Origin of the sequence: Aquimonas sp. (assembly GCF_044377145.1) — a bacterium.
Lineage (GTDB): Bacteria > Pseudomonadota > Gammaproteobacteria > Xanthomonadales > Xanthomonadaceae > Aquimonas.
Genome location: NZ_JBILJQ010000041.1, coordinates 23,610 through 46,640, shown reverse-complemented (window position 1 = coordinate 46,640; position 23,031 = coordinate 23,610). Strand labels below are relative to the sequence as shown.

The following is a 23,031-nucleotide window of genomic DNA, read 5'->3' as shown; positions in this document are numbered from 1 at the left end:
TGCAGCGCGTCTCGACTCAAGCTCCGACCGTCAACTGCTTCCATTTGCCACACCTCCGATCCAAGACCGAAACCTTGACCGCTGGCGGCGCTTGAAGTTCACGGATAATTGGCGCCGGCTCTATAAGCACCACACTGCAAGACCGACTGGCGCGGCTGTTCGCTGGTGTGGGCAGTGCCGGCGGCAATACGCTGGCGCGGATCCGCAGCGAGCACCCGGCGGCGCAGTTCGGCGTCGGTGCGCTGCTGGGGGTGGCCTGGAGCCCTTGCGTTGGCCCAACCCTTGGTGCGGCGATTGCACTCGCCGCCACAGGTGAAGGAAGCGCCCAGGCCGCGGTGGTCATGACCGTCTTCAGCCTCGGCGCCGTGCTGCCGCTGCTGGCCGCCGGCCTGTTTTCACGCAGCGCGTTCGCGCGCTTTCGCGAGCGCCTTTTGGCCGCGGGCAATGGCGGCAAGAAGCTTATGGGCGCCAGCCTGCTGCTGATCGGCCTGCTGGTGTTGAGCGGCTTGGACAAGCGTCTCGAAACCTGGCTACTCGACTTCACCCCGGCCTGGCTGACCGAGCTGACGGTGCGCTACTGAGGTCGCTGCGGTCGGCACGACCGCCTCGATCTCGAACAGCCTCAGTCGTACCGAGTCAACACTTGCTGGCGCGTGGTGTTCAGCGCCAGCGTAAGCACATCCGGCCGGCTGTAGTGGCCACTGAGATCGAGACTCTGGCGCGCCTGCGCAACCTCGCATTGGTCCAGCTCGACGATGAACAGCTGCTCCACATCCGGCTGCGGCGGCAGCAGCCAGCGGCCGTCGGGGGCGGCCACGCAGGCGCCCCCGTTGGCCATGACCTCGGGCAGCGCGGCCCGCAGAAGCGCGGACTCGGGCAGATGCGCCGGAACATCCTGGCGCCGCATCAACCCACCGACACTGAGGACGAAACAACGGCCTTCGCGCGCGATGAAGCGGGTGATGTCTTCGGTGTTGCGCACCGAGCCCGGCCACGCCGCGACGTGAATGTCCAAACCTTGCGCGTACAACGCACTGCGCGCCAACGGCATCCAGTTCTCCCAACAATTCAGCGCGCCCAGCTTCAGCCCGTCGAGGTCGAACGTGCGCAGGCCGTGGCCGTCACCGGGCGACCAGACCAGGCGCTCTTCGTAAGTAGGCACCAGCTTGCGGTGCACGTTGCGGATCTCGCCCGAGGCGTCGATGAGCACCAGGCTGCAGTACAGGCTGTGGCCACCGCGCTCGCTGGGGCGCTCGATGATGCCCAGCACAACCTGGACTTCGGCCGCGCGGGCGGCCGCGCACACCGGGGCGAGATCACCCCGCTCAATCTGCACCGCCTGTTCGCCGTAGTGCGCATACAGCCGCTTCTGCAGCGGCGACTCGAAGCGCGCGCCTTCGGTGTGCTCCAGCCAGAACGGATAGCCCGGCAGCAGCGCCTCGCCGAACGCCACCAGCCGCGCGCCACGCAAGCCCGCCTCTTCCACCCGCGCCACCACCTTGGCAAGGGTGCCGCCTCGATCCAGCCACACCGGTGCGATCTGGGCCAGAGCCACTGTCAAGCCTGCAGCAGACTGGGACATTGCGAGCACGCGAGGTAAGAGAGGGCGCCCATCCTAGCCCGATTCGGTCTGCGGCGGAACCGTACCCGGCACATTCGGACATCGTGCGCTATCGCTGTCGATTCAGCGCTCCCAGGTTCGACCAGTGAGTCCGCAGCCGTGCGCGACTCGCGGCTCCAACAAACCCGAAGGACGCGCGGCGCGTCGCGAACTCCAGGCGCTTCGGTCAACATGCAGACGCGGCCGAACTGTATTGACCGGGCCGGACCTCAGAAGATGGACATCCCCGTATGAAGGGCAGCTGCCACTGCGGCGCCGTGGAATGGCAGCTCGACGGCGATCCGGGCTCGATCACTGCGTGCAACTGCACGCTCTGCCGTCGCTACGGAGCCCTCTGGGCGTATGACTGGGAGGGGGAACGCATCCGCTTGTCCGGTGTCACCTCGGTCTACACGCGCAGGGAACGGGAGAACCCGTTTCTCGAGATCCACTTCTGCCCCGCTTGCGCCTGCGTACTGGCCTGGCGGGCGGTGCGGCCCGATGAAGACGGGCGTCGGCGCATGGCGGTCAACGTCCGTCTGGCCCCGCCCGAGGCGGTAGCGAACCTGCCGATCGACCATTTCGACGGCCTCGATACCTTCGACGACCTGCCGCGGGACGGCCGCTGCGTTCGGGACCTGTGGTTCTGAGATCCGACCGGCACTCGATCAAGCCGACCTGCGCCCTGCCCCCGGAACGAGTGACCCGACCCATGCGCTACGTGATCGCCCTCGACGCAGCCCTCCGTCTCTTTCGCGAGCGGGCAGTGCCAACGGCAGCCACCAGTCTCATCGCTCCCACCCTGCTGCGTTCGCAGACCGTGACCCACCTGTACGCAGCCGCGCGACGGGGAGAGATCGACCGCGGCGAGGCGGGAGCGCAGCTGGACCACATGCGCACGCTCAACGTCCGCTTGCTGGGTGACCGCGTGCTGCAGAGGTTCGCTTGGGACTACGCGGAAAAGCTCGACTGGGAGGACACGTTCACCGCCGAGTACATCGCGCTCACCCGACTGCAGGCCGATGCTCTGGTCACACTCGATCCAGCGCTGGCGCGTGCTGCCGGCGCGCACGTGCCGATTGCCACCTACGAAACACTGCTCGACCGAACGGCGGCTCAGCCGCGGGCTTAAGGCGTGGCGTCCCTGCATAGGCCGCGACCCACTGCGCCGGCGGCGATCCCACCGGCCCACCGGCAGACGGTGCGACCAGCAGCTCAACCTGTCGCGCGCCGGCGCTGTCGAAAGCGCACCCGCTGCTTCGACCACTTCCCGAGTTCCCCCATGGAACCGGCTGGAGACCCACGTCATGCCCTATCTCGCCCTGCTGTACGAACCCGCTGACACGCCTGCTTTCGAAGCGCGCGGCGTACGCTGGCGACTGGCCGGCGAGGCCCTGCGCCTGGGCCCCGGCCCGACGCCGGCCCGCCCCTGTGCGCTCGCCGAATGCCGCGCAGCCGCCGTGGCTGCCGTGCAATGGATCGAGGCGCGCGATCTTAACGAAGCCCTGCGCCTCGCCACCCGCGAGCCGCTTCCGCCCGGCTACCTGCTCGAACTGCACTCGCTGGAACGCTCGACCCCGTAGCAGACTCAGCCCTCGACGGCTCTACGAATCCCCAATCCCGAATCCCCAATCCCGGCTCTCAACCATGAAATACCTCTGCCTCGTCTACTACAACGAAACCCATCAGGTCGAACTGGACGATGCCCACTGCATGCACTACGCCGGTGGCCTGGTCGAGCGCGGCCTGATGCTGGCCGGCAATGCCCTGCAGCCCGTGGCCACCGCCACCACGGTGCGGCTTCGCGACGGCCAGGTGCAGGTCACCGATGGCCCCTTCGCCGAAACCCGCGAACAGCTTGCCGGCTTCTATCTGATCGATGCCCAACACCTGGACCAGGCGATTGAGATCGCCGCCGGCATCCCACCGGCGCGGGTCGGCAGCATCGAGATCCGCCCGATCCGCGATTTGCACCCCTGAACCCAAGTCCCGAACCCAAGGAGAGCCTTCATGCCCACCGGCACCGTCACCCTGCACCGCGTGCTGCGCGCCCCCGCAGAACGCGTCTATCGCGCCTTTCTCGACCCCGATGCGATGGCCAAGTGGACCCCACCACACGGCTTCACCGGCAAGGTCAGCCACTCCGATCCGCGCGTCGGTGGCTTCTACCGGATGTCGTTCACCAACTTCTCGACCGGCAGCAGCCACCACTTCGGCGGCGAGTACCTGGAGCTGGTGCCGAACCAGCGCCTGCGCTACACCGACCGTTTCGATGCCGAATCACTGCCCGGCACGATGATCACCACGGTCGAACTGCGCGAGGTCGCGATGGGCACCGAGCTGCGGATCGAGCAAACCGGCATTCCGGACGCCATCCCCATCGAGGCCTGCTATCTGGGCTGGCAGGAATCGATGAACCTGCTGGCGCAATTGGTGGAACCGAACATCCCGGATCATCCGGTCTGAATCCGCCGCACCCGCGCGCCGCCCTTTATGCACCATCCCCGCGAGGAAGATCGCATGCCCTACGTCGATGCTTTCGTTATGCCCGGCTCCGCCGACAAGATCGAGGCTTGCAAGGAGATCGCCCGCACCGCCTGCGCGGTCTGGCTGGAGCACGGCGCCCTCGATTACTGGGAAGCCGTGGCTGACGATACTCACTGCGAGTGGGCGCGGCCGTTGACTGAACTTGCAGGCACGCAGGACGGCGAGACTGTCGTGTTCGCCTGGATCCGCTACCGCTCACGCGCGCACCGCGACGAGGTCAATGCGCTGGTGATGAAAGACCCGCGCATCACCGACATGCCACCGGAATCGATGCCCTTCGACTGCAAGCGCATGGCCTACGGCGGTTTCGAGGTGATGGTCGGCGGCCGTGCCGATGCCTGAGGTGTCGAGCGCGCTCGCCGCGCAGATCGAGGCGCTGTACCGCAGCGATTCGCGGCGGGTGCTGGCCACCCTGATCCGCCTGCTCGGCGATTTCGAACTGGCCGAAGACGCGGTATCGGATGCCTTTGCCGCAGCGATGGAGCAATGGCCCAGCGAGGGCATTCCGGGCAATCCGGTGGCTTGGCTGGTCTCGGCCGGACGCTTCAAGGCGATCGACCGCGTGCGCCGGCGCGCGCGCTTCGATGAAGTCGCGCGCACTGTCGCGGTCGAGCACGAGCTGCTGCACGAGCCGCCCACGCTCGACGGGTTCGAGCCGGTCGAAGACGACCGTCTGCGCCTGATGTTCACCTGCTGCCATCCGGCGCTGGCCTTCGAGGCGCAGATCGCCCTGACCCTGCGCGAAGTCTGCGGGTTGACCACCGAGGAGATCGCGCGCAGCTTCCTCACCACGGCCGCAACCCTGGCGCAGCGGATCGTGCGCGCCAAGAACAAAATCCGCGCCGCCAAGATCCCGTACGTGGTGCCAAGCCCGGCTGAGCTGCCGGCGCGGCTGGACGCCGTGCTGAAGGTGGTCTACCTGGTGTTCACCGAAGGCTATGCACCGACCCAAGGCGAACAGCTGACCCGCGGCGACCTCTCCGGCGAGGCCATTCGCTTGGGTCGCCTGCTGGTCGAACTGCTGCCCGAACCCGAAGTGCAGGGCCTGCTCGCGCTGATGCTGCTGACCGAAGCCCGCCGCGCCGCGCGCAGCGACGACGCCGGCGAACTGGTGCTGCTGGAACACCAGGACCGCAGCCGCTGGGACCGCGATCTGATCAACGAGGGCTGCGTCCGCGTGCAGCATGCGCTGCGCTCGCGCCGCATCGGGCCCTACAGCCTGCAGGCAGCGATCGCTGCCGTGCACGCCGAGGCGGCCGCCGCCGCCGACACTGACTGGCGCCAGATCGCAGGCCTGTACGAAGTGCTGCAACGCGTCGAGCCAAGCGCGGTCGTCGCGCTGAACCGCGCCGTGGCGATCGCGATGTGCGCGGGCCCGCAGGCCGGGCTTGACCTGATCGACGCCCTGATCGAATCCGGTCAGCTGCAGGACTATTGCCCTGCCCATGCAGCGCAGGCCGACCTGCTGCGACGCCTCGGCCGCACTGAGGCCGCGAGCTTGGCCTATGCACGCGCGCTGGCGCTGAGCCGGCAGGGCCCGGAGCAACGCTATTTCGCGCGGCGCTTGGCGGAGCTGGCCGCTGCCTGAGCCGAGCGATCGGGCATGGCCGATGCTCGCAAGGGTGCAGCAACGCGATTGATCGGATCCTTGCAGCAACGGCACAACGCGCCCGAGTCCAGCAAGCGCGCAGCGATACGCTCTCCTCAGCGGTCGACCGACCCGCACATCTCGCTGCGATCTGGTCGCGCGAGCGCCGTCAGCCGGCCACGCTCGCCAGCACGCGGTTTGCATTTGCGCGGTCGCTTGCAGCGCGGGCCAGACAGCTGAACGAATACCCCGCCCGCAGCGGCAATGCCCGGCTTCGAAGCAAGCCATCCCCTATGCTCGCCACGGCCCTGGCTTTGGGCCAACACCAGAGAGAACCTACATGCTTACCGTCCGCAGCGCCCTGAATTGCTCAACCGTTCTCGCCCTCGCCCTGGTCAGCGCGTCAGCGAAGGCCGAAGACCTGACCTTCACCCTGACCAACAACTCCAGCTTCGTCGTCGTCGAGTTTTACGCCTCGCCCTCGGACGTCGGCGAGTGGGAAGAAGACATCCTCGGCACCGGCGTGCTGGGCTCCGGCGAGTACAGCCAGATCACCATCGGCGACGGCCGCGAGCAGTGCGAATACGACCTGCGCTTCGTCTTCGACGATGGCGATGTGGTTGATCGTGGCGGCGTGAATCTGTGCGAAACCGGCAGCTACACTCTGACCGACTGACTCTGGCGCTGCAGCGGATGACGAGCCGGAGGTGTAGGCTCGCCATCCGCTGCCGGAGCTCGCAATGACCGCAAAGCCGCCCGCCGCCGCCGACGACGAAACGCGGCCTTTCGTGGTGCCGTGCGCCCAGTTGGAACTACGCGCGCCGCTGCGCTGGCTGCGGCTGGGCTGGGGTGACTTCCGGCGCGCGCCGGGCTTGAGCCTGCTGTTCGGTGCGGTCATCGTGCTGGTCAGCATCGCGGTATCGGCACTCGCCTGGTCGCTGGGTCGGTTCGCCCTGCTGGCAACGTTGCTGTCGGGCTTCGTGTTCATCGCGCCGCTGATCGCGGTCGGCCTGTACTGCGTCAGCCGCGGGCTGGAGGCCGGGCGCCAGCCCAGCCTTGCCGATTCGTTCGCACTGGCGCGACGGGTGATCGGCCAGGCCGGCGTGTTCGCGCTGGCACAGCTGGTGATCCTGCTGCTGTGGTCGCGGGCCGGGATGATGGTCAGCGCCTTTGTGCCGATGCAAAGCGGCAGCCTGCAGGGCTTGCTCGAGTTCCTGCTGATCGGTTCCGCGGTTGGCTCGGTGTTCGCGGCGATCACCTTCGCCACCGCGGCGTTCTCGCTACCGATGATCGCCGATCGCGATGTCGATATGGTCACCGCCTGTGTCTCCAGCATTCACGCGGTGCTGCGCAACAAGGCGGTGATGTTGTTCTGGGGCGTGCTGATCGCGCTGCTGACCGCGCTCGGCTTTGCCAGCGCCTTCCTCGGCCTGGGCATCGTGATGCCTTGGCTGGCCTATGCGGCCTGGCACGGCTACCGCGAGACCCTGGACACCCGCGAGTGGCCAGCGCTGGACTAGCCAGTCGACAGGACGCATGCACCCGAAGAAGTTCAGGCGACCCGAGCGCAGTCGCTGACGCGTCGGCGTCGCCTGCAACCCGTCAGCGCAGCAGCGCCGCCAGATCCGCATCGGGCTCAGCGCTGAGCACCGCAACCGTCTGACCTTCGCGCAGCCGCTCGGCGCCGCGGACGATGATGCGGTCGCCTGCCGCCAGCGCCCCGCGCACTTCGACGAAGTCGCCGTGGCGCTCGCCGACCTCCACTGCGACACGCTCGGCCTGTGAGTCAGCATCGACGCGCAGCACGTGATTGCCCTCGCGACGAAGCACCACCGCATCACGCGGCACCGCCAGCACTTCGCGCGCGGCCGCCGTCGGCAGACCCAGCTCAAGCGCCGTGCCGACCGGCAGCGACAGGCCGTGCAGCGGCAGACGCAGTTCGAGCTGGCGCGAGACCTCATCTCCGACCGGCACCACGGTACCCAGCGACAGCGGATGCGAGACATCGCCGACTCGCAGCTCGACCTTGGAGCCCGCGCGGAGGCTGGACGCCAGCGCCACCGGCGCACGCGCGCGCACTTCCAGATCAGCCGTGTCGACCAGACGCAGCACCGGGGCGCCCGCAGCCAGCATTTCGCCGTCCGCCGCGAAGCGTTCAACCACCACGCCGTCGAAGGGCGCCAACAGGCGCGCGCGCTCGATCTGCAGATGGATCTGCGCAAGCGCGGCTTCGGCTTCGACGCGCTGCGCCGTCAGTGCCGCCAAGCCCGATTCGGCCTCATCCAGCTGCAGGCCGGACACATGGCCCGCGTCGCCGAGCTGGCGGTAGCGCGCGAGCTGGCGCTCGGCCTGTTCGGCCTCGACCCGCAGCCGGCCGATCCGTGCCTGCTGCTCAGCTGCGGCCAGCTCCGCCGCGGCGCGGTCGAGCTGAGCCAGCGGCTCGCCACGGCGCAGGCGCGTGCCGACGTCGGCAATGCTGAGCACGCGCCCACCGACCTCGGCCGCCAGCCGCGCATCGCCGCGGCTGTGCACGCTGGCGCTGACCCAGCTCAGCGGCAGGAACTCCATCCGCTGCACTTCAGCAACACTGACCACCGCTGGCGGCGCAGCCGGTGCTGCAGCCGCGGCGGTCGCGGGCGGCTGCACCTGGGCAAGCGCGCTGGACTCGTCGCCCGTCAGCCAGATCACGCCGCCGCCGATCACCGCCAGCACGGTCGCCAGCGCCAGCGCCAAACGGCCGCGGCGCGGGCGCGCACTGCGCGCTGCGGCCGACGCGCGGGCCGGCGTCGGCACGGCGGGTGTAATGGCTTCGCGGATCGCCGCGGTCACCGCCGGTTCAATGGCGGTCACGGTTGGCAGCGGGTGCGGCGGCGCGTGCTCCGCGGACAGCAGCAGCGCCTTGGGCGGACGTGGGCCGTGCGAACGCGGCGATCGGCGGGTTGTTCTCGGCATGACGCATCTCCTCAGGTTCCATGGAAGGGCCGCGACCGTCCTGGCCGCGACCCGCAGTGATGACGCTCCCGCGCCACCCGGCGGTGGCTGCCTATGCAGCCACCCGCGGCCATCCCTGGCCGCCTCTGCGACGCATCCCTGCGTCGCGTTTGATCGAACTCCGAACGCATGAAGGCGCATGATTCGTTCGTGCGGGCGGCGCTGACCGCAGGCGGCCGGCAGCACGCACATAGGCCCTCATGCCGGCACCGCCGCAGGTTCAACGGCCGCCACGCGCTGGCGCTCGAACAGCCGCGCCAACACCGGCACCAGCACGAAGGTGAACACCAGCGACAGCGCGACACCGCCGACGCTGACCGCAGCGAGCCCGCGGTAGATCGCGGCACCCGGGCCGGGGCTGATCGCCATCGGCAGTGCACCGAACACGCCGGTGAGCGCGGCGATCAACACCGGGCGCAGGCGCTGGTTCATCGCCTCGCGCAGGGCGTCCTCGATGCTCAGCCCGCGCGACTGCGCCGACCGGGTCTGCGCCAGCAGCAGGATGGCGGTGTTGACCACCATGCCGAGCAGCATCACGAAGCCGATCATCGACAGCAGGTCGAGGTTCTGGCCGACGGTGAGCTTCAGCGCCCACAGCCCGAGCACGCCGCCCAACACGGCCAGCGGCAGGCTGGCCATCACCAGGGCGCTGTCGGTCAGCGAGCGGAACATCGCCGCCATCAGCAGAAACAGCACCACCAGCGCAAGCCCGAAGTTCGCGCCCATCGAGCCGACGATGGCGTCCAGACGATCCGCGCTGCCGGCCATGCGGATGCCGGCATCGGCCGGCAGCAGCTGGCGCAGCTCGGGCAGGATCTCGGCCTCCAGCACGTTCAGCGCGTCCTCCAGGGCGAGGTCTGCCGGCGGATCGAACACCAGGGTGAGGCTGCGGCGGCCATCGACGCGGCGCAGCTGGGATGGGCTGAGCAGGGTCTCCGTGCGGGCGAGTTCAGCCAACGGCAACACCCCGCCCAGCGGCGTCATCAGCGGCTGCGCACCGAGCGTCGACACGGAATCGCTACGGCCGCTGTCGACGCCAAGCAGGATTGGCAGGCGGCTATCGCCATCGAAATGCTCGCCCAGCCACAGGCCTTGACCGAGCACGCGCACGGCGTCCGCGAGATCCGCGCGGGCCCAGCCGACTTCAGCCAAACGACGGTCATCGGGCAGCACCCGCAGCTCGGGCGTAGCGACATCCGCATTCGGCAGCACCTGCACATTGGCACCGGGAAAACGCGTGCTCAGCTTCTCGCGCGCGGCTGTGGCCGCCTCGCGCAGCGCATCACCATCCGCATGCTGCAGGTGGACGCTGATCGCGCGCGCCGAAGTGCCAAAGCCACCGAACAGTTCACCCTCGGCCGCAAACGCGCGCGTGTCGGGCAGGCCCTGGATGACTTCATCGCGCACCAGTCGCTCCAGCTCGCCGATGGTGTCGGGGTCGGTGACGCGTGCGCCGATGGTGCCGCCGCCCGACCACACGCTCAGATACCAGTTGCTGAGTTGGGGCGCACGCTCGCCGTCCATGAACGGGCGCATGCGCTCGAGCAGGGTCGGCACCAGTTCCGCATTGACCCGCGCGGGGCTCATGCCGGGCGGAAAACTGAACTGGGCGTCGACCGCCGCACGTTTGACCGGCGGCAGGTAGTCGAGTTGTGGCATCAGCAGCCAGGCCAGCAGCGCCGGCGCCAGCACCAGCAGGGCCGCACCGACCCACTGCCGTGGCCGGGTCGCGGTCCAGACGAGCACCCGCTCGGTCAGCTGCGGCCAACCGTGGGCGAGCTTTCCGCGCGCGCCAGGGTTCAACCAGCGTCCGGCCGCCGCCGGCAGAACGGTGAGCGCGACCAGCAGCGAAATCGACACCGCGATCGACACCGTCAACGCCAGATCGGCGAACAGCTGGCCCTCGACGTCCTGCAGGCTCAGCACCGGCAGGAACACCGCCACGGTGGTCAGGGTGGAGGCCAGCAACGCACCGCCCACCTCGCGGGTGCCCTGCAGTGCGGCCTCAAAGCGCGCCATGCCGGCCTCGCGCAGGCGCAGGATGTTCTCGGCCACAACAACGGCGGCGTCCATCACCATGCCCACCGCGAACGCAAGGCCAGCCAGCGAGATCACGTTCAAGCTGCGGCCGCCCAGCTGCAGCACGATGAAGGTCGACAGCAGGCAGATCGGAATCGCCGCGGCGATCAGCAGGGTGGCCCGCAGATCACGCAGGAACCACCACAGGCAGCCCACCGCCAGCAGCATGCCGGCGAGCAGATTGCCGGACAGCAGGCTGATCGCACGCTGGATGAATACCGAGGCATCGAAGCTCTGCTGGATGTCGAGGCCAAGCGGCTTCAGCTCGGTCTCACGCACACGGTCGACTTCGGCGCGCACCGCCGCCAGCGTAGCCAACACGTTGGCATCGGCTTGGCGCAGAAAGCGCAGGCCGATCGCCGGATTGCCGTTCTGGTAGCTGAAGAAGCGCGCCTCGACCGGCTGCACCCGGATGTTGGCGACATCGCGCAGTCGCACCGGGCGGCCCTCGCGCCAGGCCAGCACCAGCTCGCCGAGTTCCTCGGGCGCATAGCGGCCGGCGAAGCGCAGGCTGTACTCGCGCCGGCCATCTTCAACCAGCCCCGCGGAGACATCGGTGGCGCGCGCGGCCTGGCGGGCGATCAGCGGCAGCTCGATACCGAGTGCAGCGGCGCGATTCAAGTCGACGCTGATGCGCAGCTCCTCGGGCATGCCGCCCTGGATCTCGACCGCCGCCACACCGGGGATCGACTCGAAGCGCGGCACCAGACGCTCCTCGATCAGGCGCAGGTGCTCGTTGAGGTCGCCCGTACTGCCGGGAAGCTGCTGCACGAAGAAGAAGGTCAGCGTGCTATTGCTGTCACCCGCGCTTTGCAGCACCGGCGGGCTGGCTTCACGGGGCAGCGGCGGCAGTCTGTTCAGGCGCGAAATCACCTCGACCGCAGCGGATTTCATGTCGCTGCCCACCGCAAAGCTGAGATTGACGCCGCCGAAACCGTTGCCGATGTTCGACTCCATCGACTCCAAGCCCGGCAGGCCCTGCATCACCCGCTCGATCGGTTCAACGATTTCCGACTCCAGCTCCTGCGGCGACGCCGCGCGCCAGTTCGATGACACCGAAAGCTGCGGCCGCTCGATATCCGGAAACAGCTGCAGCGGCAGGCGATACAGGGCCAGCCCGCCGAACAGGAGAATCAGGGCCAGGACCGCGGCCACCGCCGGTGGGTTGCGCAATGCGCTTTCAGTGAGTTGCATGCTCGGCATCCGTGCGAGAACGCGTGCAGGCTGCACGTGCTCGATGCCAGTTCGGATGCATCAGTGGTCACGAAGGTTGCAGGGCTTGCGACGAAGCGTGTGCGGCCTGCGCCGAAGCGTCTGGAGGGCCCCTGCAGGCATGACCTCCAGCAGGGCGAAACGACGCATTCAGGGGCGTGCGCAGTGGGTCTGATCGGCCGCGCGCGAGTTCTCAGAGCTTGAAGCGCTCGCGGAAACCCCGCGACAGCTTGAGCTCCTGTCCGCAGTCGAGGCGTAGGAACGCCTCACCGTTCAGATGCGGACGCATCTCGACCACGCGCGCCGCATTCACGATCGTCGAGCGATGAATGCGGGGAAAGCGCGATGGATCCAGCTCGGATTCCAACTGCCGCAGGGTTGCTCGCAACACATGCGTGCCGCTGTCGGTGTGAATGCACATGTAGTCGCCAGCGGCGTCGATCCAGCGGATGTTGGCGAGTGCGACCAGCAGCACCCTGCCGCCATCGCGGATCGACAGCCGGTCGCTGCGGCGCAGCTCTTCAGCGCGCTCGGCCGCCAAGGCTTCGTCCAGACTCAAATCGCTGCGGCCGGACAAGCCGCCGAGCAGGGCCAACAAGTGGGTCGTGTGTGCGGAGTGCGCATTCTGCTGACGGCGATCGCGCACGCGCTGCAGCGCCTGTTGCAAACGTTCGGCATCGACCGGCTTCAGCAGATAGTCGACCGCCGCGGTCTCGAACGCGCGCAGCGCGTAGTGATCGAACGCGGTGACGAAGACCACCGGCGGCAGGTCGTCCAGCGCCAGTTCGGCCAGCACACCGAAACCGTCCAGGCCGGGCATCTGCACATCCAGGAACACCAGGTCGGGGCGGTGCTGCCGGATCGCCTGCACCGCCGCCACGCCATCGCCACATTCGCCGATGATCTCGACGTCGGCGCTCTCAGCCAGCCGCAGCCGCAGTCCGCGCCGGGCCAGCGGCTCGTCATCCACCAGCAGGGTGCGCAGAAGTGCACTGTTCATCGCCAGCTCGATCCGCGCGCCGCACTGCCGCCGCCAACAAGTGCAGGCAGCGCAACGCGGCAGGCGAGCTTCTGCATCTCCGGTGCGCGGGTAAGCGCTGGTGCCGCCCACAGCACCTCGTGAACAACGCCTGCCGCCGATCTCACCGACTCGGATCGATCACGCGTTTGCATTCGATAAGCTCTCGTCGCGCCGCGGCAGCTCGAACGGCAGCCGCAGTTCAACTTCCAAGCCGCCCTCGGGCCGGTTGCTGGCGCGGCTGCTGCCGCTTTCGCCATACAGCACCCGCACCCGCTCGAACACGTTGCGCAAGCCAACCCCATTGCCCGGCGGCAGCGCACCGTCATCGCGCAGATGCGGGCAGCCGGGACCGTCATCGCGCACCGTCAGCACCAGCTGCGCCCCCGTTCGACGTGCCTCGATCCACAGGCTGCCGCCCTCGATCCGCGGTGCCACCGCGTATTTGATGGCGTTCTCGATCAGCGGCTGCAGGATCAGGCTGGGCACCAGTGCACCGAAGCAATCTGCGGCGATGTGGGTCTGAAGCCGCAGACGCTCGTCAAAGCGGATGCGCTCGATGCCGAGGTACAGCTGCATCGCCTCCAGCTCCTGACGCAGGCTGACCCGCTGCATCGGATCGCTGTCCAGCGAATGACGCAAGAAGCCCGACAGGCCCAGCACCATCGCATTGGCCGTGGGTGTGTCTCGATCGAGGATCAGGGTCGAGATTGCATTCAAGGTGTTGAACAGGAAGTGCGGGTTGAGCTGGTAGCGCAGCATCTTCAGCTGCGCCTGGTGGGCCATTGCGTTGGCTTCCAGCAGTCGCCGGCTCTCCGCCTGCAGCTGGCGATACGTGGTCAGGCCGAGGTACAGGCCAAGCCAGGTCAGCACCACGTAGAGATGGCTGACGGCATAGGCGAGGTAACCGAGCTGGCTGGTGGGCCGGCAGTCGCTGCAGTACTCGATCAGCACCACGATGTAGGCAGCACCCATCAGCACCGAGGCCAGCAGCACCGGCACCGCCGAAAGCAGCAGCTGCTGCGGCATCGGCCGGCCACGCAACCGGTGCAACCACGGCCGCAGCAGACCGGTGCCCAGCGCGCCCGCAATCGCAGTGGCGGCCGGCACCATCGCGTAATGCAGGCCTTTGCCGTGCGCCAGCGCGCCCAGAAAGCTCAGCCCGAAATAGCCCAGCCAGCCAACGATGTGCAGCCACCAGAACAATCGGCGCGGCGCATCTGCGCGCGCACCGGTTGCCTGAGCAGGGGCCTGCAGCGCGCTGGAGGCAGCAGCCATGGCGAGTCCGATGGAATCCAACCGCGCATGCTACGCGAGGTCTGAATCCCGAAGCTGTGCGCCGCTAACGGCTCGGCGCACAGCTCGCACGGGCTGGCGCAGACTTGCTTCGGCGAACGCCGCAGAGCCTCGCGCCGGCGATACTCAGTTCAGTAAGACTCGATCCAGCACTGCTTGCGCCTGCGCGGCGCCGGATCTTCGCCGAAAGCATCGTTGCTGCATTCGACACCACCGCGGAACTCGAGCACCACATAGTGCTGGCTGGTGCCGTAGCGCACCGCGCGACGACCGCGGAACTCGCAGTAACCGCCTTCGCTCGCACACTCGCTCCAACCGTCGCCGCCCCAGCCGCCGCCGCTGTTGGGGCCGCCGTATCCACCACGGATCGGCTGGAAATCGCAGCCCTTGCTCCGGCGCGGCGCCGGGTCGCCGAAGGTGTCGTTGTCACAGAAAACGCTGCCGCCGTCGAAGCGCTCGTAGGTGTATCTGCCCTCGGCGCCGTAGCGCACATCGGCCGGCCCCGGCAAGCGGCAGACGCTGCCCTCGCGCGCGCAGCGAATCCAGTCGCCGCCGCCCGGTCCGCCGCTGCCCCAGTGACCGCCACCGCCACCGCCACCGCTGCGGGTGTACAGCACTTCGCAGCTCTTGACGCGACGTGGTGCCGGGTCGCCGAACATCGAGTTGTCGCAGTTGAGCGTGGCATTGCGCACCTCGCGATAGACATAGCGGCCGTCGGCGCCGTAGCGCACCACGGCCCAGCCACGCACGTCGCAGCGCTGGCGCTCATTCGCGCAGAACTCCCAGTCGCGCAGATAGCCACCCGACTTGCTGCCTTGGCCGATGCCACCCAACCGCAGCTCGCTGTCGGATTGAGGCCCGATGTAGCCGTCATCGCGCTGCGCCAGCGCTGCCGTCGACAGCAGCCCGGTCAGGGCGATCAGGATCAAGTGCATGCACAGAGTGATGCGGGGCGACGGCGAGCGGCTCATAAAGGTCCTGGGTCGGAGGAGCGGTGGCGCACTGGATAGCACGCGCTGACGGACTTGTCAGCGGGGCGGCTCGGAAGCAAGCGATGCGAGGTTCAGGCGGGCTGCCAACAGGGCTGGCGCCCGATCGCCATGCGCAATCGCCACGCAGCGATGGCCTGCACGGCGCATGCCCCGCGCAGGCATCGGCACTGGTCCAGGGCAGAATCAGGCGCCACTGGCGCGCACCATCCACAGCCGCCGCAGCGGCGCGATCGCCCCTGCCAGGCCCAGCGCGTGTCCGCGCAGCAGGGTCGGCAGCACGGCATCGTTCGAGAACAGACGGTTGAGCCCGTCGAAGCCGTAGGCCGCCAGTTCGTTCTCGCTGCGCCGGCGGCGCGCGTAGCGGTCGAGCAGGCGTGTGCTGTGCAAAGGCGCACCGCGGGTCGCCGCCACGCTGGAGAGGTCGAGCAGTTCGGCGGCGTCCTGCAGGCCGAGGTTGACGCCCTGGCCGGCCAGCGGATGCACCGCATGCGCGGCGTCCCCCGCCAGCAGCAGCGGCCCGCTGCGATAGGTTTTGGCCAGCTGCAGCTTCAGCGCAAACGCGACCCGATCCGAGGCCAGGCGCATCGCCCCGAGACGACCATCGAAGGCGCGCTCAAGTGCGCGCTCGAAGGCCGGCGCATCGGCGGCGCACAGGCGCTCGGCTTCGGCGGTCGGCAGGCTCCACACGATCGACGACAGCCCGTCGGCGCAGGGCAGCACCGCCAGAGGACCGCCGGGCAGAAAGCGCTGCCAGGCGGTGTCGGCGTGCGGCTGCGCGGTGTCGATGTAGGCGACCAGTCCGCTCTGGGCATAGTCGCGGCCCTGCACTTCAATTCCCGCCCACGCGCGCAGCGGCGAGGACGCGCCATCGGCGGCAATCAACAGCGGTGCGCGCAGGGTGTCGCGATCAAGATCGAGTACGGCCATCTGCCCGCCCACGGCATCGGTTTCGACCGCATAGCCCTGCACCCGTGCCGGCGCATGCAGTTGCACCCCGGCGCGCTCCAGCGCCTGCCAAAGCCGCGACTGGATCAGACCGGCCTCGACGATATGGCCGAGCTCGCGCTGGCCGGATTCGTATGCATCGAGGCGCAGGGCGCGGCCACCGCCGGCATCCCACACCTCCATCGCCCGGTAAGCATGCGTGCGCGCCGCTTCAACACTCGACCAGACGCCGAGCAGCTCCAGCAGCCGGCGCGAGCCGGGGGCGATCGCGTAGACGCGCAGGTCGCGTTCGACTTCGGCCGACCAGGGCTGCGGCGGTCGCGACTCGACCAAGGCCACCCGACGCCCCTGCTGGGCGAGACCCAATGCAATCGCCGCGCCGACGATGCCGCCGCCGACCACGATCGCTTCCAGCGCGCTGGCCGAACGTGCCGGCTGCGCGCGCCCGGCGGCCACTCCCATGCGACTCATGCTGGCCTCCGCAGTTGGTCGAGCTGTTCGAGCGCACGCGGATTCAGCCCCATCGCGCCGCGCACCAGCGGCCGCGCCAGATCGGCGAAGTGATCAAGCGCAGCCAGGCCCAGGCCACGCAACAGCCGCACCGGAAAGCTGCGGTGACAGAACAATCCGGCCAGACCGTCGCTGAAATCGATGGTGCGAGCGCGGTCGTCGGCGCGCTGATCCGCGTACTCCGACAGACGCCCCGGGTCGCCCGGGTCCAGGGCCAGCTGCGCACGCAGCAGGCTGGCCAGGCACAGCGCATCGCGCAGGCCGAGATTGAAGCCCTGCGCACCGATCGGATGCAGGGTCTGCGCGGCATTGCCCACCACCACGCAGCGCGAGCCGACCGTGCGCTCGGCCGTCACCAGCCGCATCGGATAGGCGCTGCGACGACCGACCGCACGCAGCCGACCCAGCCGCCAGCCGAAGCGCTGCTGCAGCAGCTCCAGGTAGCCGGCATCGTTCAGCCCGAGAACGCTCTCGGCCTGGGCCGTTGGCACCGTCAGCACGCTGCCGATGCGGCCGCCGGCCAGGGGCAGACACGCGACCGGCCCGTCCACGGTGAAGCGCTCGTAGGCAACGCCCGCATGCGGGCGATCCGGCTGCACGACGCTGACGAACAGGGTCTGGCCGTAGTCCTTGCGCAACTCACCCAGGCCGAGCTGCGCGCGCAATGGCGAGTCGGTGCCTTCGGCGATCACCAGCAGCCGGGTGTGCAGACACTCACCGCTGTCGAGTTCGACGGCGACGGAATCGGTCTGGACCTGCGCGCTCACTACGCGTGCCGGCGCGCGCCGCGCAAGATTCACGCAGCCGACCAGCCGGCGTTCAAGCGCGAGGCCGAGTTCGCGCGCGATCACCACGCCACCGAATGCGTCCACGCCGTGTTCTTCGGCGCGCAGGCGCACCCGACCGAAGTCGCCGGCGCTGGAGACATGCACGCCGCGGATCGGCGCTGGCGGGGTATCGAGCTGGGCCAGCACGCCAAGTGCATGCAGCGCATCGAGGCTGAGCCGGTTCAGCGCCAGATTGCGCTCGTCAAAACTGGGCGGCCGCTCGATCGCAGGTGCGCTGGCCTCGACCAGGCCGATCCGCAGCGGGCTGGCGTCCAGCGCGCAGGCCAGGCTGCTGCCGACCAAGCCGCCGCCGACGATCAGCACATCGAAGGTGGCGCCGTGAGACATGTGTGCAGACATTTCGGACTCATGTGATGCCCCGCGGCACGCAGCGCCGGCTGGAGCGGTTCGGCTATCCTAAGTGTAGTGCTTCGCACTTGATCGAACGTACCTGCGGCGTCTTTGCGCGGCTGGCGGCGTTGCTCCTCCTCGCCATAGCGCTGCTATGACTCGTCGTCGCGCCTTGCCAGTCACGCAAAGCCACTCGCAGCTACTGTCCGCCAAGTACGAAGCACTACACTAGCGGCCGATCCCTCGGCGCGCTGTCGAGACTGCAAAGCTGGAGCATTCAGATGCCAAACACCGCCCCCTTGATCCCGCTGCGCAGCCTGGTGCTGGCCGGCTTCATCCTCGCCGCCGCCGCCGCGCGCCTGCTGCCGCACGCCTGGAACTTCACCCCGGTCGAGGCGATGGCCCTGTTCGGTGGCGCCTACTTCGCCAGCCGCTGGGCGGCGTTCGCGGTGCCGCTGGTAGCCCTGCTGCTGAGCGATCTGTTCCTCGGCTTCTACGGCCTGATGCCGGTGGTCTACGGCTGTGTCGCGCTGTCGGTGATGCTCGGCTTCTGGCTGCGCGGCAGGGTGAACGTGCTGCGGGTCGGTGCGGCCGGTCTGGTCGGCGCGGTGGTGTTTTTCCTGGTCACCAATTTTGCGGTCTGGGCCACCGCCGGCAGCGTCAGCGACCACCCCGCGTGCAGCATCGGCCTTGTCGAGTGCTATGTCGCCGCCCTGCCCTTCTTCCGCGCCCAGCTGGTCGGCACTGCGGTATGGAGCCTGCTGCTGTTCGGCGGCTACGCCCTGCTCAGCCGCCAATTGCCGGCACTGAATGCGCGACCGGCAGCGGCCTGATCGCCATGGGCAATCGACTTTCCAAGATCTACACGCGCACCGGCGACGACGGCAGCACAGGCCTGGGTGACGGCAGCCGGGTGGCGAAGGATTCAGCCCGGGTCGGCGCCTACGGCACCGTCGATGAGCTGAACTCGAACATCGGCGTGCTGCTCGCGCAGAACCTGCCCGACACTCTCCGCGAGCCGCTGGTGTCGATCCAGCATCAGCTGTTCGACCTCGGCGGCGAGCTGTGCATCCCCGGCCATGCGGCGATCTTCGACGCCGACATCGATCGGCTGGAGAACATCCTCGACGCGCTCAATGCCGATCTGCCGCCGCTGAAGGATTTCATCCTGCCCGGTGGCAGTGCGGCGGCGGCGCACGCGCACGTGGCGCGCACGGTGTGTCGCCGCGCCGAGCGCGATGTCGTCTCGCTGGCCCGCCACGACGCGGTGCGTCCGCAGGCGATCCGATACCTGAACCGCCTGTCGGACCTGCTGTTCGTGATGGCACGCGTGCTGGCGCGGGTGGATGGCGCCAGCGAAGTGCTGTGGCAGCACACCCGGCGCAACGGCTAGAGACGCAACGCTCCCCCTCACCGTAGATCGAGGCACGCCGGATGCTGCTGTTCACCCACCCCGTCTGCATCCGCCATAGTGCCGGCCCGGGCCATCCGGAATCGCCGCAGCGCCTGGCCACGGTGCTGGCCGCCCTGCATGCTCTCGACGAACTGCCGCTGGACTGGCGCGAGGCGCCGCGTGCCAGCCGCGAACAACTGCTGCGCGCACACACGCCGGAATTGGTCGCACGGATCCTCGACGTCTCGATCGAGCACACGCTGCGGATCGACGACGACACCGTGATGAACGCGGATTCGCCCGAGGCCGCGCGCCATGCGGCAGGCGCGGTGTGTGCAGCGATCGATGCAGTGATGGCGGGCGATGCCAGGCGCGCGTTCTGCGCGGTGCGCCCGCCGGGTCACCACGCCACGCGAGCCGAAGCGATGGGGTTCTGCCTGATCAACTCGGTCGCAGTCGGCGCGGCGCATGCACTGGAGATGCATGGCCTCAAGCGCGTGGCGATCATCGATTTCGACGTTCATCACGGCAACGGCAGCCAGGATATCTTCTGGGACGACCCGCGCGTGCTGTACCTGTCCAGCCACCAGTCGCCGCTGTATCCCTACAGCGGCAACGCTGACGAAACCGGTGCCGGCAACATCCTCAACTTGCCGCTGCCGGAAGGTGCCGACGGCGAGTTCCTGCGCGATGTCTACCGCCAGCACGGCCTGCCGGCGCTGAATGCTTTCAGGCCTGAACTGGTGCTGGTGTCGGCCGGCTTCGATGGCCATCGGCTCGATCCGCTGGCCGGGCTGAACCTTGAGGCCGGCGACTTCGCCTGGCTGACCCTGGAGCTGATGGAGATCGCCAATCGCCATGCCCAGGGCCGACTGGTGTCGACGCTGGAGGGCGGCTACAGCCTGACCGCTCTGCGCGACTGCAGCGTTGCCCATGTGCGTGCGCTGGCCAGCGCCGAGATGGCCGCGGCCTGATCGATGGCGGAGTCGATTCCTACCGATGCCCGCGCGCTCGCCGCGCTGCGCTGGGCGCGCGAACGCACCGGCTCGGCAACGCTTGAGCTTGCGCCCGCCGCCAGTGACGCCAGCTTCCGGCGCTATCTGCGCCTGCAGGGCACGCCGGATCTGCTGCTGATGGATTCGCCGCCGGCGCAGGTGCCGCTCGAACCCTGGCTGCAGGTCGGCCGCCTGCTGAGCAGCGCCGGCCTTCGCGTGCCCAAGGTCGAACATACCGATGTCGAGCAAGGCTTCGCCCTGATCGAACACCTGGGCGACGCGCTGTATCAGCACCGGCTGAATGCAGACAGCGCAGATCCGCTCTACGGCCGCGCCCTCGAGGCGCTGTTGCGGATGCAGCGCGCCTTGCCGGCCAGCGCGGTTCCGGTCTACGAACACGCTCGCTTCGAGATGGAGCTGGAACTGATGCCGACCTGGTTCCTGCATCGGCATCTTGGGCAAGTGCCCGAATGCGAGCAGTGGGACCCGATCGAATCCGCGTTTCGGCTGCTGCTAGACAACGCGATGGCGCAGCCGCAGGTGTTCGTGCACCGCGATTTTCACAGTCGCAACCTGCTCGACTGCGCGCCCGGGCCGGGCATCATCGACTTCCAGGACGCGCTCGGCGGGCCGCAGACCTATGACCTGGTCTCCCTGCTGCGCGACTGCTACCTGCGCTGGGACGACGCGCGCATTGAAGGCTGGGCCGAGGACTACCGTCGCGAGTTGGTCCGCGCCGGCATGATCGCCGACGCCCCGCAGCGCTTCCGACGCGCATTCGACCTGATGGGCCTGCAGCGGCACATCAAGGTGCTGGGTCTGTTCTGTCGCCTGCACTACCGCGACGGCAAGCCGGGCTATCTTGCCGACCTGCCGCGCGTGCTCGGCTACGTGCTCGATGTCGCGGATGCGTACCCGGAGCTGCGCGAGTTCGCCGCCCTGCTGCGCCGATTCACCGCTGGCGTCGACCTGAGTCAGCCGCGTAGTGAAGCAGCCATGGCGGACCGCGAGCCGCCGGCCGCATGAGCACTGCCGAGGTCGCCTTCATCCTTGCCGCCGGTCGCGGCGAGCGTATGCGGCCGTTGTCTGATACGACCCCCAAGCCGCTGCTGCAGGTCGGCGGAAAGCGCCTGATCGAGTGGCATCTGCAGGCGCTGCAGCGCGCTGGCGTGCGTCGAGTGGTGATCAACACCGCGCATCTGGCCGAGTGTTTCGAACCCGCGCTGGGCGACGGCGCCCGCTATGGGCTGGAGATCCGCTACAGCCGCGAGGCCGAGCGCCTGGAAACTGGCGGTGGCCTGTTGCAGGCCTTGCCGCTGATCGATGCCAATCAGTTTCTGCTGGTCAATGGCGATGTGTTCTGCGACGTCGACTACGCGCGGTTCGAGCTCGGCCCAGGCGACCAGGCTCAGTTGCTGATGGTCGACAACCCGCCACAGCACCCGCGCGGTGACTTCGTGCTCGCCGCCAACCGCCTGCGCAGCGAGGGCGAGCCGCGCCTGACCTATGCCGGCATCGGCCTGTACTCCGCGCATGTTCTTGATGGCTGGCGTGAGGTGATCGGCGACACCGCCGACAGCCGCCGACAGCCGCCGCGCTTCGGACTTGCGCCGCTGCTGCGCGCCGCGATGACGAACGACCGTGTCGCCGGCCTGAACCATCGCGGGCGCTGGGAAGACGTCGGCACGCCAGAACGACTGGCGGCGCTGGATGCGGTGGTCCGCAACGCCGCCCGCGAAAGCTGACGCGCATCGAGTCCAGCGTCGGCGTCAAGCGAATCCGTCGCGAATGCAATCCGCCGAAAAGCAAACGCCCCGCTCAAGGCGGGGCGTTCATTGAAGCCGGCTGCGCCGCGAGGCGCAGCGTGCAGGCTTCAGGCCTTCTTGCGGGCCGGCGCTTTCTTGGCCGCAGCGACCGGCGCCTTCGGCGTCACGGTCTTGGCCACAGCGGTGGTGCCGTGCGGGCGCGCGTTGCCGTAGCTGTGGTTGTAGATCTTGCCCTTGCGGGTGCGGGTATCGCCCTTGCCCATGTCGTTCTCCTGGAAAATTCGTTAAAGCGGGGTCGCTCGGAAAGCCGGGTAGCCTACCATCTCGCGCGGGTGAAGCAAGCAGGACGCGCCTGCGGGTAGGCTTGTCGCCTTCCATCCGTCGGGAACATCAGCACATGGCCGCCAGCACCCTCGCCCGCAATCTCGCCCGCCTCGACCGCCTTCCAGCCCTGCTGCGACCGTGGGCGCGCGATCGACTGCTCGGGCGCGCGGTGCCGCTGGTGGGCACCGCGCGTCTGCATTTCGAACAGGTCGATGCCGAGCAGGTCGTGATCAGCATTGCCAATCGCCGGTCGGTGCAGAACCACATCGGCGGCGTGCATGCGGCCGCGATGGCTCTGCTGGCCGAAACCGCCAGCGGCTTCTGCTTGGGTTGGCATCTTCCCGAAGACCGCTTGCCCCTGATCAAAAGCTTCAAGGTCGACTTCAAACGCCGAACCCAGGGCGATCTACGCGCCGTGGCCCGACTCTCGTCCGAGCAGGTGCGGCAGATCCAAGCTGAGCCCAAGGGCGAGCTGCTCGTTCCCGTCGTGGTCACCGACCAGAGCGGTGAGTCGCCGATCGACTGCGCGATGCTGTGGGCGTGGGTGCCCAAGAAGCGCTGAGGTCAGCCCCAGCACCACCGCCGGGGTTGGTGGGC

The 23,031-nt window shown here is 68.5% G+C and carries 25 protein-coding genes; 16 read left to right on the top strand and 9 right to left on the bottom strand.

Annotated elements, in window-relative coordinates:
• Window positions 1-104: 104 nt before the first annotated feature.
• The gene (locus tag ACIQ7H_RS13240) at window positions 105-581 is read left to right on the top strand and encodes a cytochrome c biogenesis CcdA family protein (protein WP_395792216.1); all 477 of its coding nucleotides are present in this window, start codon (window positions 105-107) and stop codon (window positions 579-581) included.
• 41 nt (window positions 582-622) lie between these two features.
• Here the strand turns inward: ACIQ7H_RS13240 and ACIQ7H_RS13235 are convergent, their stop codons facing one another.
• Window positions 623-1,582, bottom strand: a complete 960-nt coding sequence (locus tag ACIQ7H_RS13235) for a carbon-nitrogen hydrolase family protein (protein ID WP_395792214.1) — start codon at window positions 1,580-1,582, stop codon at window positions 623-625.
• A 269-nt stretch (window positions 1,583-1,851) separates the two neighbouring features.
• Between ACIQ7H_RS13235 and ACIQ7H_RS13230 the strand changes: the two genes are divergently transcribed.
• From ACIQ7H_RS13230 to ACIQ7H_RS13190, 9 genes are all read left to right on the top strand, one after another.
• Window positions 1,852-2,250 (top strand): GFA family protein, encoded by a 399-nt coding sequence (locus ACIQ7H_RS13230; protein ID WP_395792212.1) that lies wholly within the window; start codon window positions 1,852-1,854, stop codon window positions 2,248-2,250.
• A 62-nt stretch (window positions 2,251-2,312) separates the two neighbouring features.
• Complete coding sequence (locus ACIQ7H_RS13225) at window positions 2,313-2,732, top strand: hypothetical protein (RefSeq protein WP_395792210.1); 420 nt, start codon at window positions 2,313-2,315, stop codon at window positions 2,730-2,732.
• Window positions 2,733-2,907: 175 nt separating this feature from the next.
• Window positions 2,908-3,183: a hypothetical protein gene (locus ACIQ7H_RS13220; protein ID WP_395792208.1), complete on the top strand. Its 276-nt coding sequence runs from the start codon at window positions 2,908-2,910 to the stop codon at window positions 3,181-3,183.
• Window positions 3,184-3,247: 64 nt separating this feature from the next.
• Complete coding sequence (locus tag ACIQ7H_RS13215) at window positions 3,248-3,580, top strand: YciI family protein (protein WP_395792206.1); 333 nt, start codon at window positions 3,248-3,250, stop codon at window positions 3,578-3,580.
• A 30-nt stretch (window positions 3,581-3,610) separates the two neighbouring features.
• Window positions 3,611-4,066: an SRPBCC family protein gene (locus ACIQ7H_RS13210; RefSeq protein WP_395792204.1), complete on the top strand. Its 456-nt coding sequence runs from the start codon at window positions 3,611-3,613 to the stop codon at window positions 4,064-4,066.
• A 54-nt stretch (window positions 4,067-4,120) separates the two neighbouring features.
• Window positions 4,121-4,489, top strand: a complete 369-nt coding sequence (locus ACIQ7H_RS13205; protein WP_395792202.1) for a DUF1428 domain-containing protein — start codon at window positions 4,121-4,123, stop codon at window positions 4,487-4,489.
• Window positions 4,482-5,735, top strand: a complete 1,254-nt coding sequence (locus tag ACIQ7H_RS13200) for an RNA polymerase sigma factor (protein WP_395792200.1) — start codon at window positions 4,482-4,484, stop codon at window positions 5,733-5,735. Before ACIQ7H_RS13205 ends, ACIQ7H_RS13200 begins: the two co-directional genes overlap by 8 nt.
• Before the next feature lie 340 nt (window positions 5,736-6,075).
• Window positions 6,076-6,411 (top strand): hypothetical protein, encoded by a 336-nt coding sequence (locus ACIQ7H_RS13195; protein ID WP_395792198.1) that lies wholly within the window; start codon window positions 6,076-6,078, stop codon window positions 6,409-6,411.
• Between the two features lie 64 nt (window positions 6,412-6,475).
• Window positions 6,476-7,255 (top strand): DUF2189 domain-containing protein, encoded by a 780-nt coding sequence (locus ACIQ7H_RS13190; protein ID WP_395792196.1) that lies wholly within the window; start codon window positions 6,476-6,478, stop codon window positions 7,253-7,255.
• A gap of 82 nt (window positions 7,256-7,337) precedes the next feature.
• On the opposite strand, the gene ACIQ7H_RS13185 is transcribed toward ACIQ7H_RS13190, so the two are convergent.
• From ACIQ7H_RS13185 to ubiH, 7 genes are all read right to left on the bottom strand, one after another.
• Window positions 7,338-8,687 carry an efflux RND transporter periplasmic adaptor subunit gene (locus tag ACIQ7H_RS13185; RefSeq protein WP_395792194.1) on the bottom strand — a complete coding sequence of 450 codons (1,350 nt, stop codon included), beginning with the start codon at window positions 8,685-8,687 and terminating at the stop codon, window positions 7,338-7,340.
• 237 nt (window positions 8,688-8,924) lie between these two features.
• Window positions 8,925-11,999, bottom strand: coding sequence for an efflux RND transporter permease subunit (locus tag ACIQ7H_RS13180; protein ID WP_395792192.1), 3,075 nt, complete (start codon window positions 11,997-11,999; stop codon window positions 8,925-8,927).
• Window positions 12,000-12,210: 211 nt separating this feature from the next.
• Entirely contained in the window at window positions 12,211-13,017 is an 807-nt protein-coding gene (locus ACIQ7H_RS13175) for a LytR/AlgR family response regulator transcription factor (RefSeq protein WP_395792190.1), read from the bottom strand.
• A gap of 159 nt (window positions 13,018-13,176) precedes the next feature.
• Window positions 13,177-14,313 carry a sensor histidine kinase gene (locus ACIQ7H_RS13170; RefSeq protein ID WP_395792188.1) on the bottom strand — a complete coding sequence of 379 codons (1,137 nt, stop codon included), beginning with the start codon at window positions 14,311-14,313 and terminating at the stop codon, window positions 13,177-13,179.
• 149 nt (window positions 14,314-14,462) lie between these two features.
• The gene (locus tag ACIQ7H_RS13165; RefSeq protein ID WP_395792186.1) at window positions 14,463-15,266 is read right to left on the bottom strand and encodes a hypothetical protein; all 804 of its coding nucleotides are present in this window, start codon (window positions 15,264-15,266) and stop codon (window positions 14,463-14,465) included.
• 240 nt (window positions 15,267-15,506) lie between these two features.
• Complete coding sequence (locus ACIQ7H_RS13160; RefSeq protein ID WP_395792184.1) at window positions 15,507-16,739, bottom strand: FAD-dependent oxidoreductase; 1,233 nt, start codon at window positions 16,737-16,739, stop codon at window positions 15,507-15,509.
• The gene (gene ubiH / locus ACIQ7H_RS13155; protein ID WP_395792182.1) at window positions 16,736-17,965 is read right to left on the bottom strand and encodes a 2-octaprenyl-6-methoxyphenyl hydroxylase; all 1,230 of its coding nucleotides are present in this window, start codon (window positions 17,963-17,965) and stop codon (window positions 16,736-16,738) included. Before ubiH ends, ACIQ7H_RS13160 begins: the two co-directional genes overlap by 4 nt.
• 272 nt (window positions 17,966-18,237) lie before the next feature.
• On the opposite strand from ubiH, the gene ACIQ7H_RS13150 reads away from it, so the two are divergent.
• Genes ACIQ7H_RS13150 through murU form a run of 5 tightly spaced genes read left to right on the top strand, consistent with a single transcriptional unit; the run spans window position 18,238 to window position 22,089 of the window.
• Window positions 18,238-18,789 carry a DUF6580 family putative transport protein gene (locus ACIQ7H_RS13150; RefSeq protein ID WP_395792180.1) on the top strand — a complete coding sequence of 184 codons (552 nt, stop codon included), beginning with the start codon at window positions 18,238-18,240 and terminating at the stop codon, window positions 18,787-18,789.
• Between the two features lie 5 nt (window positions 18,790-18,794).
• Window positions 18,795-19,349, top strand: a complete 555-nt coding sequence (locus ACIQ7H_RS13145) for a cob(I)yrinic acid a,c-diamide adenosyltransferase (RefSeq protein WP_395792178.1) — start codon at window positions 18,795-18,797, stop codon at window positions 19,347-19,349.
• Between the two features lie 41 nt (window positions 19,350-19,390).
• A complete protein-coding gene (locus ACIQ7H_RS13140) occupies window positions 19,391-20,323 on the top strand; it encodes a histone deacetylase family protein (protein ID WP_395792176.1) in 933 nt (310 codons plus the stop codon).
• Between the two features lie 3 nt (window positions 20,324-20,326).
• Window positions 20,327-21,370, top strand: a complete 1,044-nt coding sequence (locus ACIQ7H_RS13135) for an aminoglycoside phosphotransferase family protein (protein ID WP_395792174.1) — start codon at window positions 20,327-20,329, stop codon at window positions 21,368-21,370.
• Window positions 21,367-22,089, top strand: coding sequence for an N-acetylmuramate alpha-1-phosphate uridylyltransferase MurU (murU, locus tag ACIQ7H_RS13130; protein WP_395792172.1), 723 nt, complete (start codon window positions 21,367-21,369; stop codon window positions 22,087-22,089). The genes ACIQ7H_RS13135 and murU overlap by 4 nt, the downstream gene beginning before the upstream one ends.
• 128 nt (window positions 22,090-22,217) lie before the next feature.
• Here the strand turns inward: murU and ACIQ7H_RS13125 are convergent, their stop codons facing one another.
• Window positions 22,218-22,373: a 30S ribosomal protein THX gene (locus tag ACIQ7H_RS13125; RefSeq protein ID WP_395792170.1), complete on the bottom strand. Its 156-nt coding sequence runs from the start codon at window positions 22,371-22,373 to the stop codon at window positions 22,218-22,220.
• A 134-nt stretch (window positions 22,374-22,507) separates the two neighbouring features.
• Between ACIQ7H_RS13125 and ACIQ7H_RS13120 the strand changes: the two genes are divergently transcribed.
• Window positions 22,508-22,996: a DUF4442 domain-containing protein gene (locus ACIQ7H_RS13120; protein ID WP_395792168.1), complete on the top strand. Its 489-nt coding sequence runs from the start codon at window positions 22,508-22,510 to the stop codon at window positions 22,994-22,996.
• Window positions 22,997-23,031: the final 35 nt, after the last annotated feature.